The organism is Microbispora sp. NPDC049125 (assembly GCF_040802045.1).
Lineage (GTDB): Bacteria > Actinomycetota > Actinomycetes > Streptosporangiales > Streptosporangiaceae > Microbispora.
Map to the genome: position 1 here is coordinate 79,516 of NZ_JBEZDW010000024.1, position 15,369 is coordinate 94,884.

The window sequence follows — 15,369 nt, forward strand, 5'->3', positions numbered from 1 at the left end:
GGATGGATGGTCGTCCTGTCGGCCCAGTTCGTGATCATGTTGGATGCGTCGATCGTCACGGTCGCATTGCCGGACATCCAGCATGAGCTGGGCTTCTCCGCGTCAGGGGTGCAAGCCGTCGTCACCGCCTACAACGTCGCGTTCGGGGGTGCGCTCATCCTCGGCGGCAGGGTGGGGGACCTTTTCGGACGGCGCCGCGTCTTCATGCTGGGCATGGCCGGGTTCGCGCTGTCCTCGTTGCTGTGCAGCCTGTCCGTGGACGCCGCCATGCTCGTGGCCTGCCGTGTGCTGCAGGGCCTCTCGGCGGCGGTCATCGCTCCCACCGCGTTGGCCCTGCTGGCCGACGTGTTTCCTGAGGGGCCGGCGAGAGCCAGGGCGATGAGCAGGTTCGGCATCGCCACCGTGCTCGGATTCGTCGGCGGCCTGGTGTGCAGCGGTCTGCTGGTGGACTCGCTCGGCTGGCAGAGCGTCTTCTACGTCACGGTGCCGGTCGGCGTCCTGGTCGCGGTCCTGATCCCCCGTCTCATCCCGTCCGCTCCAGTGGCCGCGCGGCCTGGCGGGCTCGACGTGCTGGGCGCGGTGTTGATCACCATGGGGGTCGCGCTGGTCGTCGTCGCGCCTACTCAGGGAAGCGCTCGGGGATGGACCTCGCCTCAGTGCGTCGTCCCTCTGGTCGCCGGGCTCTGCGCGCTCGCGCTCTTCGTGGTCGTGGAACGCCGCCACCCCGATCCGCTGGTCCGTCTCGGCCTGTTCCGGTCCGGCATGCTGCGGGCCGCCAACGTCGTGACGCTGGCCTCGGGACTGCTGTCCGGTTCGGCGTATCTCCTGGTCACCCTGTACCTGCAGGAGGTCATGGGCTGTACGCCCGTGCAGGCGGGGCTGATCGTGGCGCCCATCGGTCTGGTGAACGTCCTGTTCGGCGTGGTCCTCGGACGGCTGATCCCGCGTATCGGCCTGGTGGTCTCGCTCACCGGTGCCACCGTGTCCGCCGGGCTGCTCGTCGCCCTGGTCGCGTCGCAGGTCGCGGTGGCGCAGAACCTGGTGCTGTTCGGGCTCGTGCTCTTCCCCATGGGCATGTCGATCCTCGCCACCACGGTCGCCTCCACCCTCGCGGCCACGGCGGGGGTCACGCCTCGCGAGCAGGGCTTGGCGGCAGGCGTGCGGCAGACCTCCTTCCAGTTCGGCATCGCTCTCGGTGTCGCCGTGCTGCTGTCGCTGGCGTCCAGCCGGACCAGCGTGCTGGAGGGGGAGGGCGTCGCGCACGGGCAGGCTCTGGCGGCCGGGTACCGGCTGGCCCTCTACGTGCTCGCCGTACTGGTGATCGTGGCGGCAATCGTCACGTTCGCGGAACTGCGCAACCACAGGAGGGCGGACACCACCCGCCGTGCGCCTGCGACAACCCCCTGACTGCCACAGCCGACCTCGGACGGAAACCACGGCGCACACCGTCGAAAGATCGCTAAGGTGCATGCCGAGCCCGTGGAAGGACCGTTTTGTTTTTCCTCCTGGACGGTCTGTGGGCACTCCTCGACTCCGATGGCCGAACGCTTCACGACCGACTTGCGAAGACGGAAGTCGAACGGCGAACACCGAACGTCCGGTCCCAGACGTAGCGGAACCGTCAGCCCGCATCCGGCCGGGACGTTCCGGCCCGGGATGCCGCGGAGCGGAAGCCACGGGCCACAAGTGGCACTTGAGACCCACCGCATCTGGAGCCGACACGGAAGCCCCCCTCGCCGTCTTGGCTGAGAGGGGCTTTTGATCTCTACGGGGCCTCCGATGGCCGGTTCGGGGACGGCGCTACTCGCCCGGTCCCGCCGTCTCCGCCTCCCGGGCGGTGCGAGTGACCTCCGCGAGAGGGCGCATCCAGGTCATCGGGTGTCGCCGTGATAGGTCCACATCTCGGCCATCCGGCCGTCCCGCACGCGGGTCAGCCAGATCAGCCGGGTTGCCGGAGCGCCGGCCCCTGGCTCGACGGCGCCGACAGCGGCGACGAGGTCGCCGTCACCGAGCAGGGCATCGATCCGGAAACGGAGGTCAGGCCGGGCCCCCCGTACTCGATCGACCGATTGCCGCACCCCCTCTGGGCCTTCCACCTCGGGATGCGCATGGTCAAGCCAGTCGGGGCCGAGGATGTCGGCCGCCGCGGACGTGTCTCCGGTGTTCCACATGTCGAAATAGCGGGTCACGATCTGCTGGGATGACGTCGTGTTCATGTAGCGCATTCTGCGGTACCGCAGCCGTGGGTCGCGAGATCTTCACATGCCTCGCTGCGACGGCGGACGAACGCCGGCTCAGGTGGTACGGCGCGAAGGGCGGGCCATCTAGGTCATGGGATGATCTTCAGTGACGGTGATGGCCACGGCGCGGCCGTCGGGGTCGCTCAGCACGTGCTCACCTACGGGGAGAGGCTTCCGGGAGGCGCCGGCCGGGATGGTCAGGCCAAGACGTAGGCGGCCGGTCGGCGGCCGGTCCCCCGCGGGGTACAGCTCGATCACGGTGGTGTCGATCGTGGTGGCGTAGTGGACGGGGCCGCCTCCATGTTGCTCCTTGGTGAAGGTCAGGCCGAGCTCGGCGTAGAAGTCGCGAACCTCGTCCAGCCGCTCGGTGTAGATGACGATGAGGATCATTCCGGCTCCGATGGTTGCTTGAGAGCGCGCCCCTGGAGGCTCAATCCTCCCGTCACGGGTGTCACGGCCTCGACTGCGCACGATGCATCGCCCCGATCGAACATGGTCAGCCGAAAGCAAGGCGGGAGGCGGCCTCGAACGGGTCGTGCCAGGCGTGATCGCGCTCCCGCCCGGACGCGCGGCGGATCTGTGGCGGGGCTACCTGGCGAAATCCACGCAGGTAAGCCAAGGTGGACCGGCAACCGCCCCGCTAAGACGGACGCCGCTGCGGGGCGCGCAGGATGTCGAGGATCTCGTCGGCGGCCAGGCCTTCGCCCGGTGCCGCCTTCGGGGCCCTGATGGACGTGTTCGTGCCCCATCCCCTGTACTGCGTGGCCAGGTACAGCCTGGTGATGCGGCCCTGCCCGATGCCCTGGTTCTTCTGGGGAAGTGCGTAGAACCGCCAGCCGACCCTGTACGGTAGGCCGCGGTCGTCGTACATATACGTCCATGTCACCTCCACCGCGCCGTTCGTGTTCGCCCCCGCCGCCTCCCGGAAGCTCGGCGACACCTTGTACAACTCGGCGAAGGTGATGTTCCCGCTCAGGGTGTAGATGCGCTGCCTGCGGCCCGTCGTCCGATCCTTGTACCAGTCCGACGCACTGCGCTTGTCGACGCCCGACAGCAGTTTGCGCAGCGTGGCTGGCTCGAACACGTTGATCACCTGGTCGCCGTAGGCCGCCGCCGCGCCGCTGCTCCTGCCGAGGTCGACCCACTTGCCGGCCTTCGGCGGCGACTGGTACTGCCGGCCCTTCACACTGACCGTCCGCGTGATGCCCTCGGAGGCGAGCACCCAGGCGCAGTAGCGGTCGGTCCGCGCGTCGCGGGCCATCAACTGCCGTGCCTTCGTGCCGAAGGCCAGCTTCCGCGTCATCTCCGCCGCCACCACGCCCTTCGGGCCCACCTGGAGCCGTCCGGTGCCGCTCAGCTCGTAGCCGCCGGTCCAGTACGTATGGGCGGCCTCGTCCTTCTCGTACTGATCGGTCGACACCCCGGCGAGTGTCTCGATCTTCGCGCTGCCGCCCTTCGCGAGCAGAGCGAGAACCGTCTTGAGCGGGTCCGGCGCGGCGGTCCGCGCCTCGGCGGCCGAGGGAGCTCCGGCGAGCAGCAACGCCGCCGCGGCGGCCACCAGTGGTTTCATCCTGATCGTTTCTTGTGAGCCCGAGGGGAACGATCATTATGGCGGACGGCCGCCCCGTCTTGGCACCCCGGCGCATGGGCTCAGTGAAGTGCCTCGGTCGGTGAGACCCTGGCGGCCCGCCAGGCGGGGTACCCGCCCGCGACGGCCCCGATGAGCATGGCGGCGGTCAGCCCGGTGCCGGCCGCCCAGAGCGGGATCACCACCGGCCAGCCCTCATTGAGTGCGTATGCCGAGCTCAACGCCGCCCCGAAAAGGACACCGCTCAGCCCGCCGACGCCCGAGAGGGCGAGCGACTCGGCCAGGAACTGTAGCCGGATGTGCCGCCGGGTCGCCCCCAGTGAACGGCGCAGCCCGATCTCCGATCGCCTTTCGAGGACCGACACGATCATCGTGTTGGCCACTCCGACCCCGCCGACGAGCAGCGCCACCGCTCCGAGACTGAGCAGCAGCCCCGTCAGCGTGTCGCCGGCGGCGCGCTTGGCGATCAGCGCGTCCGAAGGCCGCGAGACCTGGACCTCGTCGGGTGTCTCGGGGTCGGCCGTGCCGGCCAGGACCGCGCGCACCGATTCGACCGCGTCGTCGTAGGTGCGCGTGTACACGGTCGTCGGGCGACCATCGAAGCGGAGCAGGCGTTCGGCGACGTCCCAGCCGATGAGGGCGGCCGAGTCGAGCTCGGGGGCCAGCGCGGTGGGAGTGAGGATGCCGGCGACCGTGAACCAGTGGCCGCCCAGCCACACCCGTTCGCCGGGGGCCGCCACGTTCAGCCGTACGGCGGCCGAGGAGCCGAGCACGGTGACCGGGAAGCGCGCCGTGGCCGCATTGAGGAACGCACCTCGGGCGAGGGTGGCGCGCAACGTCTCCGGCAGATCGGGGTGGGTGGCCAAGACGGCGAGGCTGCCGGTCTGGATCGGCGGGATCAGGTCGCTGCGGTACACCGATGCCGTCACCGTGCCGGTCGCGGTCGCCGCGGTCACCGAGGGAATTCCCGCGATCATCGAGGGCGCCTCCACCGGAAGATGGGTGGGACTGCCGTCCATCGACGGACCGGGGGCGACGGTCAGCAGGTTGGTGCCCAGGACGGCGAGCCGCCGGTTCAGGTTCTCGGTGCTGGAGGCGGTCACCCCGACGACGCAGACCATGGCCGCGATGCCGATCGCGATGCCGATCGCGGCGAGCGTCATCCGTCCCGGGCGGGCGCGCACCCCGGCGGCGCCCGTACGCAGCACATCGCGGGGCAGCAGACGTGACCTCATGCGACCACCCGCCCGTCACGCAACTCGATCCGGCGTTCCAAGGCGGCGGCGACGTCGCGGTCGTGCGTGATGACCACGACGGTGGGGCACAGGCCGCGCAGCAGGCGCAGCACGTTCGCACCGGAGGCCGAGTCGAGGTTGCCGGTGGGTTCGTCGGCCAGCAGCACCTCGGGGTCGCCGACGACCGCGCGTGCGACCGCGACTCGCTGGCGTTCGCCGCCGGACATCTCGTGCGGCCTGTGGGCGAGCCGGTCGCCGAGACCGACCCGGCGCAGTGCCTCGGCGGCTCGTTCCCTCCTGGTCCCGGCGGGTACGCCACGGTAGAGCAGTCCGTCGGCCACGAGGTCCACCGCCCGTACGCCGGCGGTCAGGTGAAAGCGCTGGAACACGAAGCCGATCACGTGGCCTCGCAGCGCCGACAGCGTCGCGTCCGGCAGGCCGCGCAGCGGGTGGCCGGCCAGGCTGACCGCGCCGGAGGTGGGGACGTCGAGCGCGCCCATGAGGTGCAGCAGCGTGGACTTGCCCGAGCCGGAGGGGCCGACCACGGCGACCTGTTCGCCCGGCTCGATGCGGAGGCTGACCCTGTCGAGCGCGACCACGCCGGGGTACTCCTTGCGCACATCCTCGAAGACGATCATGAGGGCACCCCGACCAGAGTGCCTTCGGACACGCCGCGCACCTCGACCCGGCCGTCGGCGAACAGGCCCAGCTCGACCGGCACCTGACGCCCCGCCACCCGGACCGCGTAGCCGCCGCCGGGCCGGGCGAGCAGCGCGGTCACCGGAACCGTGAGCACGTTCTCGGCCTTCGCGCCGCGCAGTCCGACGACGACCGGAGCCTGGTCGAGCCGCCCGAGGGCCTTCTGGCCGCGGATCGTGATGGTGACCGTGATCGTCGCGGGCCCCCCCTCCTGCTGGGCCGCGCTCGCCACCCGTCCGACCTTGGTCACCCGGCCCCGTACGGTCCGGCCACCGGGCAGCGTGATCTCGGCCGCCGAACCGCGTACGGCGAGTTCCTGCAGCGCCACGTCGAGGGCGACCGTCACGACCCGCGTGGTCCCCGAGTACGACAACACCGGCCCGGACGCCGGATCGCCGAGATGCGCACTCACCGCCGCCACCCGGACGGCTCCATGGGCGACCACGACGTTCGAAGGCTCCACGGCACCGGTGCGCGGCAGGTGCAGCTTCCGCTGCCAAACGCGTACCGCAGTCGAGGTGGACAGGCTGAAGTGGTCGTCCACGGTGAAGCCGCGATACCCGAGCGCCCACAGGTTGCGCTCGACCAGGCGTACGTCGCGGCCGGACAAGCCCGCGCGGAGCGTCCGGTAGAGCGGCAGCGAACCGTAGAACAGCGGGACCGGCCGGTCGTCGGCCCGGAAGACGGCGCGGCCCCGGCGCAGCATGGTCCCGGGAGCGGGCAGCCAGGTGATCGTGCCCTGGCCGGCGCCCGGCACCGGGATCGGTGTGCCATAACCCAGGACTCCGTTGACCGGCTCTGTCCTGGTCAGCGTCTGGCGGACGACCGGCTCGACGGCCTGCCGCACGACCGGCGGGGCAGTGGTTTCGCCCCCGAACCCGGCAGCCGTCGCCGCTATCGCGCCCGCGCACGCCAGCGCTCCGGCGCTCAGCACGAAAGCGCGTTTCACCCCTTCTTCCCCTCTTCCTCGGGCAGCCGATCACGGCAGGCGGCGAGCGCGGCCTTGTAGGCGGGGTCGGCGTTGAGCTGCCGGCGGTTCATCTGCTGCATACGGCCGAGGATGCGCATGTTGCCGTCGGGCAGCGGATCGGACATCTGGATCTGGTGGGCGCGCATGCACTGGGCGAAGGCACGCAGCTTGGCCATGTCCTCGGCCGGGGGGTGCACCTGGCGCTCGGCTTCGCCGCCGGGCAGCAGCGGACGGCACTTCACGGCCGCGGCCTGCGCGTCGGCCGGCAGGTGGTCAACGTCGATCGGTTCCGGTAGCGGATGACCTTGGCGGCGCATGCACGCGGCGTACGCGGACAGCGACCCCGCGCTCGGAGGCGGCGACGGCGTACCCGTCGAGGGCGCACCGCACCCGGCGGTCACCAGCAGAAGAAGTAACGCGATCCGTCTCATGGGCCAAGAACTAGCGGCACAGTGGTGATACGGCCGCTACCGCCGATGTCGGACGGATGTCATGCGCTCCACGCACAATGTGAGCATGCGTGTCTTGGTGGTCGAGGACCATGAGGTGCTCGCGGCCCGCCTGGCGGAAGGGCTGCGCGACGCCGGCCTGGCCGTCGACGTGGCCGGCGACGGCGCGGCGGCGCTCGAAGCCGCGGACGACGCGGCGTACGACGTGATTGTGCTGGACCGGGACCTGCCTGTGGTGCACGGCGACCGTGTGTGCCGCACACTCGCCGGGCGCGGGCCGCGCATCCTCATGCTGACCGCCGCCGCCTCGGTCGACGACCGCGTGGACGGCCTGGAACTCGGCGCGGACGACTACCTGGGTAAGCCGTTCGCCTTCCATGAGCTGGTCGCGCGCGTCAGGGCGCTGGGCAGGCGCGCGCCGTCGGCACCGCCCGTGGTGCGCGTGGGCGACCTGACCGTCGACCGCGCCCGTCACCGGGCCGCCCGCGGCCATCGCGCGCTGTCGCTGACACGCAAGGAGTTCGGCGTGCTGGAGATGCTGGTGGCCGCGGAAGGCGCCGTCGTCAGCGCCGAGGACCTGCTGGAACATGTCTGGGACGCGTACGCCGACCCGTTCAGCAACATCGTGTCGGTCACGATGGCCCGGCTGCGCCGCAAGCTCGGGCCGCCCCCTGTGATCGAGACCGTCGTTGGCCGGGGTTACCGGTTGTGAGCAGTGTCCGGGCCCGGCTGACCCTGCTGTACGTCGCGCTGTTCACCGTCTGCGGCGCCGTCGTGGTCACCATCACGTACGGCATGGTCGCGGGGCTGCCCCCATCGTCAGGGGAAACCGGTGTCCGCCCTGCCGACTCTCCGGCCAGATGCCAAGACATGGGGCACACCGCCGGCCTCGCCTGTGACCGGCCCTACCAGGAGGGCCTGGCCGCTGGAGCGGAGAGCCAGCGGCAGCTCACACTGGACAATCTGCTCCAGTATTCAACGCTGACCTTGCTGGCCACGATCGCGCTGTCGGCCGCCGCCGGATGGCTGGTGGCCAGCCGTGCGCTGCGCCCGGTCGAGGCCGCGCACGCGGCGCAGCGCCGCTTCGTCGCCAACGCCGCGCACGAACTGCGCACCCCGCTGACCGTGATGCGCACGGCCGTCGACGTCGTGCTGGCCAAACGCGCCCCCACGAACGGTGAGCTGACGGGCATGGGACACGAAGTGGCCGCAGCGGTGCAGCAAGCGGAGGGGCTGATCGACGGGTTGCTGACGCTGGCTCGCACGGAACGGCCGCCGGCGCGCGAGGAGGTGGACCTGGCGACGATCGCCGAAGACGTGATCGACGCCGCCGGGCAGGCCGTCCACACACGCTTGGAGGTGGCCCCCACGTTGGGCGACCCCGTCACCCTTGAGCGTCTGGTCGCCAATCTCGTCGAGAACGCGATCCGGCACAATATTCCCGGCGGCGAGGTCTGGGTGGAGACCGGACGCCTGAACGGGAGGGCCGTGCTCATGGTCGGCAACACAGGTCCCGTGATCGATCCGGAAGCGGTGCCCGGCCTGTTCGAGCCGTTCCGCCGATCGGCCGAGCGCACCGGCGTCGCGGGCCACGGCCTCGGCCTGGCGATCGTCGCCCAGATCGTCGCCGCCCACAACGGCACGGTCATCGCTCTGGCGCGGCAAGAGGGCGGCTTGACCGTCACCGTGACGCTGCCGGGCTGACTGGTGCAGGGGGCGCCCGCGCAAGTGCGAGCACCCACGCCGTGATCGGCGGCGCTCATCGGGAGGCCCACACCAGGCCGCGCTCGGTGAGCGTACGGACCGTGGGCGGCGTGAGGTCGGCGACCCGGTGGCCGATGGCGGAGAAGAAGATCTTCCCGGCGCCCCAGCGGCGGGTCCAGACCACGGGCATGTCCACGGGATCACCTCCGTGGCCGCCGTTCCCGGGCTCGATCCGGGTGCGGGCCAGCACGGTGCTCAGGGAGTCGGTGAGCATCCAGTACTGCTCGGTCGTGACGTCGAAGTCGTCCAGCCCCGCGACGATCGGGTGGCCGGCGTGCTCGGGGACGATCGTGACCCGGTAGTCCTGGAAGCCCGGCGGGTGGTGCAGGAACAGCCCTCCGACCATCCGCAGATAGTCGAGGCTCTTGTTGAACGTGCTCACGATGCCGCCGTGCCACCCGGCGAACCCCGTGCCCGCGTGCACTGCGGAGACCAGGCCGGCCGACTGCTCATCGGTCAGCGTCCCCATCGACCAGCACTGGACGATCAGGTCGGTCGCCGCCAGCAGTTCCCGGTCCCCGTAGACGTCCAGGTCCTCGCTGATCTTGACGGCGAAGCCGGCCTCCGCCAGAGACGGCAGGAACAGTTCGGTCGCCTCGACCGGGACGTGGCCCTCCCAGCCGCCACGGACGATGAGTGCCCTGCGCTCGCGCCCACTTCCGCTCAACTCGCTCACCTCTCGTATGTTCGTGGTCAGGTCTGCCATGCCCGCGTTTTTACTCCGGGAGGGTGATCGCCTCCTCGTCGTCCACCACCGTAATCAGGATGATCGGTCCGAAGCTCTTCCCGGTGAAGCCCCTTGTGGCTGAAGACGACGACCTGGCGGCGGCCGGCGTGGGGCACAAGCGCCGGTACGGGGTCTTACGCCTGGTGAGTGAGCCCCTTCGGGGTGGCTCGCGACATCCCCAGCCAGGCGGCGCAGACGCAACCCACCAGAAGCGTCAGTCCGGACAGGACGCCGCTGACTATCGGCACCCACGCGACGGCGGAGGTGTTCGCCATGACGAGCCCGGCGACCCCGAGCAGGGTCAGGATCACACCGGGCACGAGGATGCTGGTCTGCTTCCAGATCGGGGCCAGCACGATGAAGTGGACGCCGACGACGACCGCGATCCAGGCGACGTTCGCCTGCTCGGGCGCGTCCCACGAGCGGAGCAACGCGATCCCGCCGAAGAGCAGGACGGCCTCGGCGGCGACGATCAGCCAGTGACCCCGGCCGAACATGCCGCCCGCACCTTGGCCGGCGGCCGGCTGAGTCCGCGTCCCTCTTCCCCGCCTGCCGAGGACGATGACACCGCACAGACCGACGACGGCGATCACGCGGAGAAGGATGGTGATCGCCGTGTTCAGAGGAGCGTGGGCGTTGGCGATCACAAACACTGCTCCGAACAGGGCACCGATTAACATTCCGGTCATACGTTGCATACGCGCACTGTAGTCGTGCTCCGATCAAGGAGATCGCAGGGTCATCTCACTGCCGTTTGCTTTGTCAAGCAAGTAGAGTTGGCGCATGAGCACAGCGTTTCGGCCACTCACTCCTGACGAGGAAATGGTGGTCCGTGCCTTCGCCCGCGTGATGCATGTGCTGCCCCGCGCCATCGACGCCGACATTCAGCGCGAAGGGGATCTGCCGCTCGTCGGATACACCGTCCTGACGCGTCTGTCGGAGGCGCCGGGGCGGCACATGAGGATGACCGATCTCGCGGCCGCCTGCGAAGTCTCGCTGAGCGGCATGACCCGCATCGTCACCCGCCTGGAGGCGCAGGGCCTGGTCGACCGGGTCGCCTGCGACGAGGACGCCCGCGGGTTGAACGCCTTTCTCACCGACGCCGGCCTCGCCCGGCTGGAGCAGGCGCGGCCGGCCCATCTGGCCAGCGTGCGCCGGCACATCCTCGACCAGCTCGAAGGGGTCGATCTGGTCCAGCTCGCCGGCGCGCTGCAGCGCTTCGCCACGGCCGACTGCCCGTCGGCCCGGTAGGCGTACGTGCGGCCTTCCGTGCTGTTCATCATGCCGGCGGGCGAACTTCCCCCGGTCGGTCGTCGTCTCATGTCGCATGATCAGACTTATCGCCACGATGACCTCGGTGGCCGGCATGGTCCTGGGAGGGGCCGCGGTGGCCGTCGCCGGGACCACCACGATCCCCCGCGGCTTCCTGCTGACGGAGGCCGAGGCGAGAACGCCGCCCCTTCCGGAGTTCGCCGACGAGGAGTGGTGGAAGATCATCGACGGCACGTCGCGGCAACTGGAGCTCAATCCCTGCCGTAGGACGGCGAAACCCCGCGACGGCCGCTCCGCCATGCGCACCATCACCCATCTGACAAGCGGGCCCGGCTACAGCAGCGAGCAACTCGTGCTCTACCGGAGCGCGAAGTCGGCCCATGCCGCGTACCGCACGCTCCAGGCGGACCTGAAGCGTTGCCACAGGGGCTCCGCGTACGTCTACGTGCTCAAGCCGTCGAGCATCGGGGACGAGGCCATGTCGGTCGCCGGCTATTTCACGAAGGCGAGGAAACGCGAGGCCGCCGAGATATGGTTCGTGGGGCGCCGGGGCACCGCGCTGTTCCTCTACAACGACGACGTCTCGGCGGGCGCCAAGCTGCTCGCCGGCCAGGGGAAGAAGATGGCGAAGAAGGTGTGCGGCCTGCCCGGGGTGTGCGTCAAGAAGTGATCACCCGGGCAGACGCGCCCGTGAGGACCGGACGCCGTATACGGTGCTCGCCGCGCGCCCGTGTCCGCCGGTGCCGTACGGTGCTCGCCGCGCGCGCCCGCGCCGTGTCCGCCGGACGCCGTACGGTGGCCGCCGTGCCGCGCCCCCGCGACCAGCACGGCGCCCTGTCCGGCCCCTGTCCCAGATGACCGGCCCGTACGGCGGCCGGCGGCGTCAGGTCACGTCGCGCCGGACGCTGACGACACGGGCGGCGAACGCCGCGGCGAGGGCGTACCCGAGGAAGACCAGGCCGCCGGCCCAGACGGGGAGAAGGGCTCCGGGGACGGGTTGCCCGTCGAAGCCGACCATCCCGTCACGGCTCCATCCGCTGACCGACTTGGCCACGCCCGTCGGCACCCAGCGGCCCACGGCGGGGGCCAGCATGACGAGGAACCACTCGGCGTAGAAGAACCACAGGAAGGCGACGGTGATCGCGGCGACCTGGTTGCGGATGAGCGCCCCGAGCGCGGCTCCGAACACTCCCCACAGGGCCGTGCTGAGCACCGAGCCGGCGAGCACGAACGGGATGCCGGGCGCGCCGGCCGGGCGCCCGGCCGCGGTCAGGAGGACGGCCACGACGATGCCGGTCAGGAGAGCCGACGCGACACCGAGCGCGAGGCCGATGACGCCGCACGCCACCAGCTTCGCCGTGATCACCGCGCCGCGCCTGGGGGTGGCCAGGAAGGCCCACGTGATGGTCTTGTGGCGGTACTCGCCCGCCATCACGACGATGCCGAGGATGAGCGCGAGCAGGTACCCCTGCTGCGCCATGCTGTAGGCGTCCCGGATCTTCCCGTCGGCGGGCCCCGATCCGCCGCTGAGCGGCATGAGGACCAGGACGTCGACGACCGCCCATGCGACGGCGAAGGCCACGCCTGTGGCCGCGAGGCCCCAGACCGAGCGGGTGGCGCGGGCCTTCAGCAGCTCGGCTCTGACCAGGCCGATCATCGGGTCCCCCTGAGAAGTTCGAGGTAGGTCTGCTCCAGGCCGCCGCGCCCGCCGATCAGTTCGTCCACGGTGCCGGCGGCCACCAGCCGCCCGCCGCTGATGATGATCAGGTCGTCCGCCGTCTGCTCCATCTCGGCAAGGAGGTGGCTGGACAGGAGTACGGTGCGCCCCTCGGCGCTGAGGCCGCGCAGGAGCACCCGCAGCCAGTGGATGCCCTCCGGGTCGAGGCCGTTGGCGGGCTCGTCCAGGATGAGCACCGGAGGATCGCCGAGGAGCGACGAGGCCAGCGCGAGACGCTGGCGCATGCCCAGCGAGAACCCGCCGGCCCGCCGGTCGGCGGCTCCCGCCAGATCGACGAGTTCGAGCACCCGCTCGACACGGCCGGTGGGGATGCCCGCGGCCGTGCACAGCGCGAGCAGGTGGATCCTGGCCGTGCGTCCCGGATGGAAGGCCGCGGCCTCCAGCACCGCGCCCACCGTGGTGAGCGGTGAAGGGAGGTTGGCGTACGCGCGGCCGCCGATCAGGGCGGTGCCCGCGCTGGGCCGTACGAGCCCGAGGATCATGCGGAGGGTCGTGGTCTTCCCGGCACCGTTCGGCCCGAGGAAACCGGTGACGCGGCCTGGCTCGGCTGTGAACGACAGCTTCTCGACGGCACGGACGGAGCCGAAGGCCTTGCCGATGTCGGTGACGGTGATCGCTGGCATGCACCGACTGTGGCCCGAGCCGTCACCCGAAGTCGTGATGCCGGGGGTTGAGAGCCGTCCACCTCCGGGTGGAGGCATCGGGCGACGCGGCGGAGGTACGGTTCTCGCGTGACCCGGCAGCGGCGGCCCTGGTGGACGTATGCGATCGCCATGGTGGTGATCGCCTATCTGCTGTCGGCCCTGGTCGGCGGGACGGTCGACGCCGCTGCCACGCGGGGCTGGGCGGCCGGGGCGCTCAACGCCGTCCTGTACGTCGCGGCGGCGGCGTGCTGCGCCGCGACGCTGAAGTGGGAGCGCGCGGGGGGACGGGCCGTCCTGCTCACGGCCGCCGTCGCGGTGGCGCTGTGGACGGAGGCGATGACCGCCTACGCCGGCACCGCCATCCTGTTTTTCGTCGTCTGGCTGGCCCCCTTCCGGATACGGCTGTGGCAGGCGGTCGCGCTGTCGGCCGTGGCCTCCGGCGCCTTCGTCCTGATGTCGTGGGCCGCCTCGCGGCCGAGCGACGCCACGTTCGGGATCGCGGCAGGTCTCGGCTGGGCCATGTTCTTCGCCGCGGTCGTCAACCAGCTCGCCGTGACCAGAAGGCAGGCGGCGGTGGTGGCGGCGGCGCGTGCGCGCGAGGCCGTGATGGGGGAGAGGGAACGGCTGGCCCGCGAGATCCACGACATCCTCGCGCACTCGCTGTCCGCCCAGATCGTGCACCTCGAAGGAGCCCGCCTGCTGCTGGAGCGCGGCGACCACGGGCCCGCCCTGGAACGCGTCGCCCGCGCGGGCGACATGGCGCGTGCGGGCCTGGAGGAGAGCAGGCGCGCCGTGGCGGCCCTCCGGGGTGACGAGATCCGCCTGACCGACCAGCTCGAACGGCTGGCGGGGGAGTTCCGCGCGGCATCCGGCGCGCCGTGCACCGTGACCGTCTCCGGCGATCCCGGGCGGCTGCCGCCTGAGGCCCGCCTGGCGGTGGTGCGCACCGCGCAGGAAGCCCTGACCAACGTGCACAAGCACGCCTCGTACGCCGAGGTCGTCATGGAGCTGCGCTGCGGGGAGCGCTGGTGCGAACTGGAGGTGCGCGACATGGGCGGGACGCGCGGACAGCTGGCGGCCAGCGGGAACGGCTACGGCCTGACCGGGATGCGGGAACGCGCCGAGCTGCTCGGGGGCAGCCTGAGCGCCGGACCGGACGGCGAGGGGTTCGCGGTGCGCCTGCGGGTGCCCGCGTGAGCGCGGAGGACGAGGCGGCGGGGCCCGTCCGGGTGGTCGTCGCCGACGACCAGACCGTCGTACGCGAGGGCCTGGTGCTGCTGCTCGGCCTGCTGCTGGGCATCGAGGTGGCCGGGGCGGCGGCCGACGGCGAGGAGGCGTTGCGCCTGGTCGCCAGGGAGCGCCCCCACGTGGTGCTGATGGACCTTCGCATGCCCCGGATGGACGGGGTGGAGGCCACCCGGCGCATCCGGGCCGAGCACCCCGGCACCCAGGTCGTCGTGCTGACGACCTTCGCGGGCGACGCCTCGGTGTTCGCGGCGCTGCGGGCGGGCGCGCGCGGCTATCTCACCAAGGACGCGCGGGCCGGCGACATCGCCCAGGCCATCGCCAGCGTACGGAGGGGCGACGCGCAGTTCGACCCGGCGGTCCAGCGGCGGCTCGCCGAGGCCGTGACCCGCGACCAGCCGCACGGGGACGAGCTGCCGGACGGGCTCACGCCGCGGGAGGCCGAGGTGCTGCGCCTGATCGCCGAGGGCAGGTCGAACGCCGAGATCGCCCGGGCCCTCTACATAACGACGGCGACCGTGAAGACCCACATCAACAAGCTCTTCGCCAAGGCCGGCGTCCGCGATCGCGCGCAGGCCGTGACGTACGCCTTCCACCACGGCCTGGCCGCCATGCCGCCCGGCCGTTCCGATGGGTGACATCGCGCCGTAGGCGCCCCGTCTTCCGGCGGGTTCCGGTCATCCGCCGTGCTTCCCCGTCACGTGAGCCAGCCCTTACGCGGGGACAACCTTGACTTCCGCTTGCCCCTACGGCCTGTCCTAATCCCGCATTCTGGACGTCCGTTGACTGCTTAAGGTC

The 15,369-nt window shown here is 71.1% G+C and carries 18 protein-coding genes; 7 read left to right on the forward strand and 11 right to left on the reverse strand.

Annotation, left to right across the window (positions count from 1 at the left end; all coding sequences use genetic code 11):
- Positions 1-6 precede the first annotated feature (6 nt).
- On the forward strand, positions 7-1,407 hold the full coding sequence (locus tag AB0B72_RS25620; RefSeq protein ID WP_367741478.1) for an MFS transporter: 1,401 nt from the start codon (positions 7-9) through the stop codon (positions 1,405-1,407).
- A 464-nt stretch (positions 1,408-1,871) separates the two neighbouring features.
- Here AB0B72_RS25620 and AB0B72_RS25625 read toward each other — a convergent pair whose 3' ends face one another.
- From AB0B72_RS25625 to AB0B72_RS25655, 7 genes are all read right to left on the reverse strand, one after another.
- Positions 1,872-2,225 (reverse strand): ester cyclase, encoded by a 354-nt coding sequence (locus AB0B72_RS25625; protein WP_367741479.1) that lies wholly within the window; start codon positions 2,223-2,225, stop codon positions 1,872-1,874.
- 99 nt (positions 2,226-2,324) lie between these two features.
- Positions 2,325-2,630: a VOC family protein gene (locus tag AB0B72_RS25630; protein WP_367741480.1), complete on the reverse strand. Its 306-nt coding sequence runs from the start codon at positions 2,628-2,630 to the stop codon at positions 2,325-2,327.
- 250 nt (positions 2,631-2,880) lie between these two features.
- Positions 2,881-3,810, reverse strand: a complete 930-nt coding sequence (locus tag AB0B72_RS25635; protein WP_367741481.1) for a hypothetical protein — start codon at positions 3,808-3,810, stop codon at positions 2,881-2,883.
- Positions 3,811-3,890: 80 nt separating this feature from the next.
- Positions 3,891-5,063 (reverse strand): ABC transporter permease, encoded by a 1,173-nt coding sequence (locus AB0B72_RS25640; protein ID WP_367741482.1) that lies wholly within the window; start codon positions 5,061-5,063, stop codon positions 3,891-3,893.
- Positions 5,060-5,701 (reverse strand): ABC transporter ATP-binding protein, encoded by a 642-nt coding sequence (locus AB0B72_RS25645; protein WP_367741483.1) that lies wholly within the window; start codon positions 5,699-5,701, stop codon positions 5,060-5,062. The genes AB0B72_RS25640 and AB0B72_RS25645 overlap by 4 nt, the downstream gene beginning before the upstream one ends.
- Positions 5,698-6,711 (reverse strand): peptidoglycan-binding protein, encoded by a 1,014-nt coding sequence (locus tag AB0B72_RS25650; protein WP_367741484.1) that lies wholly within the window; start codon positions 6,709-6,711, stop codon positions 5,698-5,700. The genes AB0B72_RS25645 and AB0B72_RS25650 overlap by 4 nt, the downstream gene beginning before the upstream one ends.
- Complete coding sequence (locus tag AB0B72_RS25655) at positions 6,708-7,163, reverse strand: hypothetical protein (protein WP_367741485.1); 456 nt, start codon at positions 7,161-7,163, stop codon at positions 6,708-6,710. The genes AB0B72_RS25650 and AB0B72_RS25655 overlap by 4 nt, the downstream gene beginning before the upstream one ends.
- Before the next feature lie 85 nt (positions 7,164-7,248).
- Between AB0B72_RS25655 and AB0B72_RS25660 the strand changes: the two genes are divergently transcribed.
- Positions 7,249-7,893, forward strand: coding sequence for a response regulator transcription factor (locus tag AB0B72_RS25660; RefSeq protein ID WP_367741486.1), 645 nt, complete (start codon positions 7,249-7,251; stop codon positions 7,891-7,893).
- A complete protein-coding gene (locus tag AB0B72_RS25665) occupies positions 7,890-8,885 on the forward strand; it encodes a sensor histidine kinase (RefSeq protein WP_367741487.1) in 996 nt (331 codons plus the stop codon). Before AB0B72_RS25660 ends, AB0B72_RS25665 begins: the two co-directional genes overlap by 4 nt.
- A 55-nt stretch (positions 8,886-8,940) precedes the next feature.
- Here the strand turns inward: AB0B72_RS25665 and AB0B72_RS25670 are convergent, their stop codons facing one another.
- A complete protein-coding gene (locus AB0B72_RS25670) occupies positions 8,941-9,621 on the reverse strand; it encodes a ThuA domain-containing protein (protein ID WP_367741488.1) in 681 nt (226 codons plus the stop codon).
- A 185-nt stretch (positions 9,622-9,806) separates the two neighbouring features.
- Positions 9,807-10,265: a hypothetical protein gene (locus AB0B72_RS25675; protein ID WP_367741489.1), complete on the reverse strand. Its 459-nt coding sequence runs from the start codon at positions 10,263-10,265 to the stop codon at positions 9,807-9,809.
- Between the two features lie 190 nt (positions 10,266-10,455).
- On the opposite strand from AB0B72_RS25675, the gene AB0B72_RS25680 reads away from it, so the two are divergent.
- Together AB0B72_RS25680 and AB0B72_RS25685 are read left to right on the forward strand one after the other, a co-directional pair.
- A complete protein-coding gene (locus AB0B72_RS25680) occupies positions 10,456-10,923 on the forward strand; it encodes a MarR family winged helix-turn-helix transcriptional regulator (protein WP_367741490.1) in 468 nt (155 codons plus the stop codon).
- Positions 10,924-10,999: 76 nt separating this feature from the next.
- Positions 11,000-11,614: a hypothetical protein gene (locus AB0B72_RS25685; RefSeq protein ID WP_367741492.1), complete on the forward strand. Its 615-nt coding sequence runs from the start codon at positions 11,000-11,002 to the stop codon at positions 11,612-11,614.
- A 213-nt stretch (positions 11,615-11,827) separates the two neighbouring features.
- Here AB0B72_RS25685 and AB0B72_RS25690 read toward each other — a convergent pair whose 3' ends face one another.
- Both AB0B72_RS25690 and AB0B72_RS25695 read right to left on the reverse strand, forming a co-directional pair.
- Positions 11,828-12,601, reverse strand: a complete 774-nt coding sequence (locus tag AB0B72_RS25690; RefSeq protein WP_367741493.1) for a hypothetical protein — start codon at positions 12,599-12,601, stop codon at positions 11,828-11,830.
- Positions 12,598-13,305, reverse strand: a complete 708-nt coding sequence (locus tag AB0B72_RS25695; protein ID WP_367741494.1) for an ABC transporter ATP-binding protein — start codon at positions 13,303-13,305, stop codon at positions 12,598-12,600. The genes AB0B72_RS25690 and AB0B72_RS25695 overlap by 4 nt, the downstream gene beginning before the upstream one ends.
- Before the next feature lie 108 nt (positions 13,306-13,413).
- On the opposite strand from AB0B72_RS25695, the gene AB0B72_RS25700 reads away from it, so the two are divergent.
- Both AB0B72_RS25700 and AB0B72_RS25705 read left to right on the forward strand, forming a co-directional pair.
- Entirely contained in the window at positions 13,414-14,523 is a 1,110-nt protein-coding gene (locus tag AB0B72_RS25700; protein WP_367741495.1) for a sensor histidine kinase, read from the forward strand.
- Positions 14,520-15,209 (forward strand): response regulator, encoded by a 690-nt coding sequence (locus AB0B72_RS25705; protein ID WP_367741497.1) that lies wholly within the window; start codon positions 14,520-14,522, stop codon positions 15,207-15,209. The genes AB0B72_RS25700 and AB0B72_RS25705 overlap by 4 nt, the downstream gene beginning before the upstream one ends.
- The last annotated feature ends 160 nt before the right edge of the window (positions 15,210-15,369 follow it).

Bases quoted from the DNA above. Each gene is read 5' to 3' on its own strand.
- AB0B72_RS25620 (WP_367741478.1), top strand. From the start codon at position 7: ATGGTCGTCCTGTCGGCCCAGTTCGTGATCATGTTGGATGCGTCGATC.
- AB0B72_RS25625 (WP_367741479.1), bottom strand. From the start codon at position 2,225: ATGCGCTACATGAACACGACGTCATCCCAGCAGATCGTGACCCGCTAT.
- AB0B72_RS25630 (WP_367741480.1), bottom strand. From the start codon at position 2,630: ATGATCCTCATCGTCATCTACACCGAGCGGCTGGACGAGGTTCGCGAC.
- AB0B72_RS25635 (WP_367741481.1), bottom strand. From the start codon at position 3,810: ATGAAACCACTGGTGGCCGCCGCGGCGGCGTTGCTGCTCGCCGGAGCT.
- AB0B72_RS25640 (WP_367741482.1), bottom strand. From the start codon at position 5,063: ATGAGGTCACGTCTGCTGCCCCGCGATGTGCTGCGTACGGGCGCCGCC.
- AB0B72_RS25645 (WP_367741483.1), bottom strand. From the start codon at position 5,701: ATGATCGTCTTCGAGGATGTGCGCAAGGAGTACCCCGGCGTGGTCGCG.
- AB0B72_RS25655 (WP_367741485.1), bottom strand. From the start codon at position 7,163: ATGAGACGGATCGCGTTACTTCTTCTGCTGGTGACCGCCGGGTGCGGT.
- AB0B72_RS25660 (WP_367741486.1), top strand. From the start codon at position 7,249: ATGCGTGTCTTGGTGGTCGAGGACCATGAGGTGCTCGCGGCCCGCCTG.
- AB0B72_RS25680 (WP_367741490.1), top strand. From the start codon at position 10,456: ATGAGCACAGCGTTTCGGCCACTCACTCCTGACGAGGAAATGGTGGTC.
- AB0B72_RS25685 (WP_367741492.1), top strand. From the start codon at position 11,000: ATGATCAGACTTATCGCCACGATGACCTCGGTGGCCGGCATGGTCCTG.
- AB0B72_RS25690 (WP_367741493.1), bottom strand. From the start codon at position 12,601: ATGATCGGCCTGGTCAGAGCCGAGCTGCTGAAGGCCCGCGCCACCCGC.
- AB0B72_RS25695 (WP_367741494.1), bottom strand. From the start codon at position 13,305: ATGCCAGCGATCACCGTCACCGACATCGGCAAGGCCTTCGGCTCCGTC.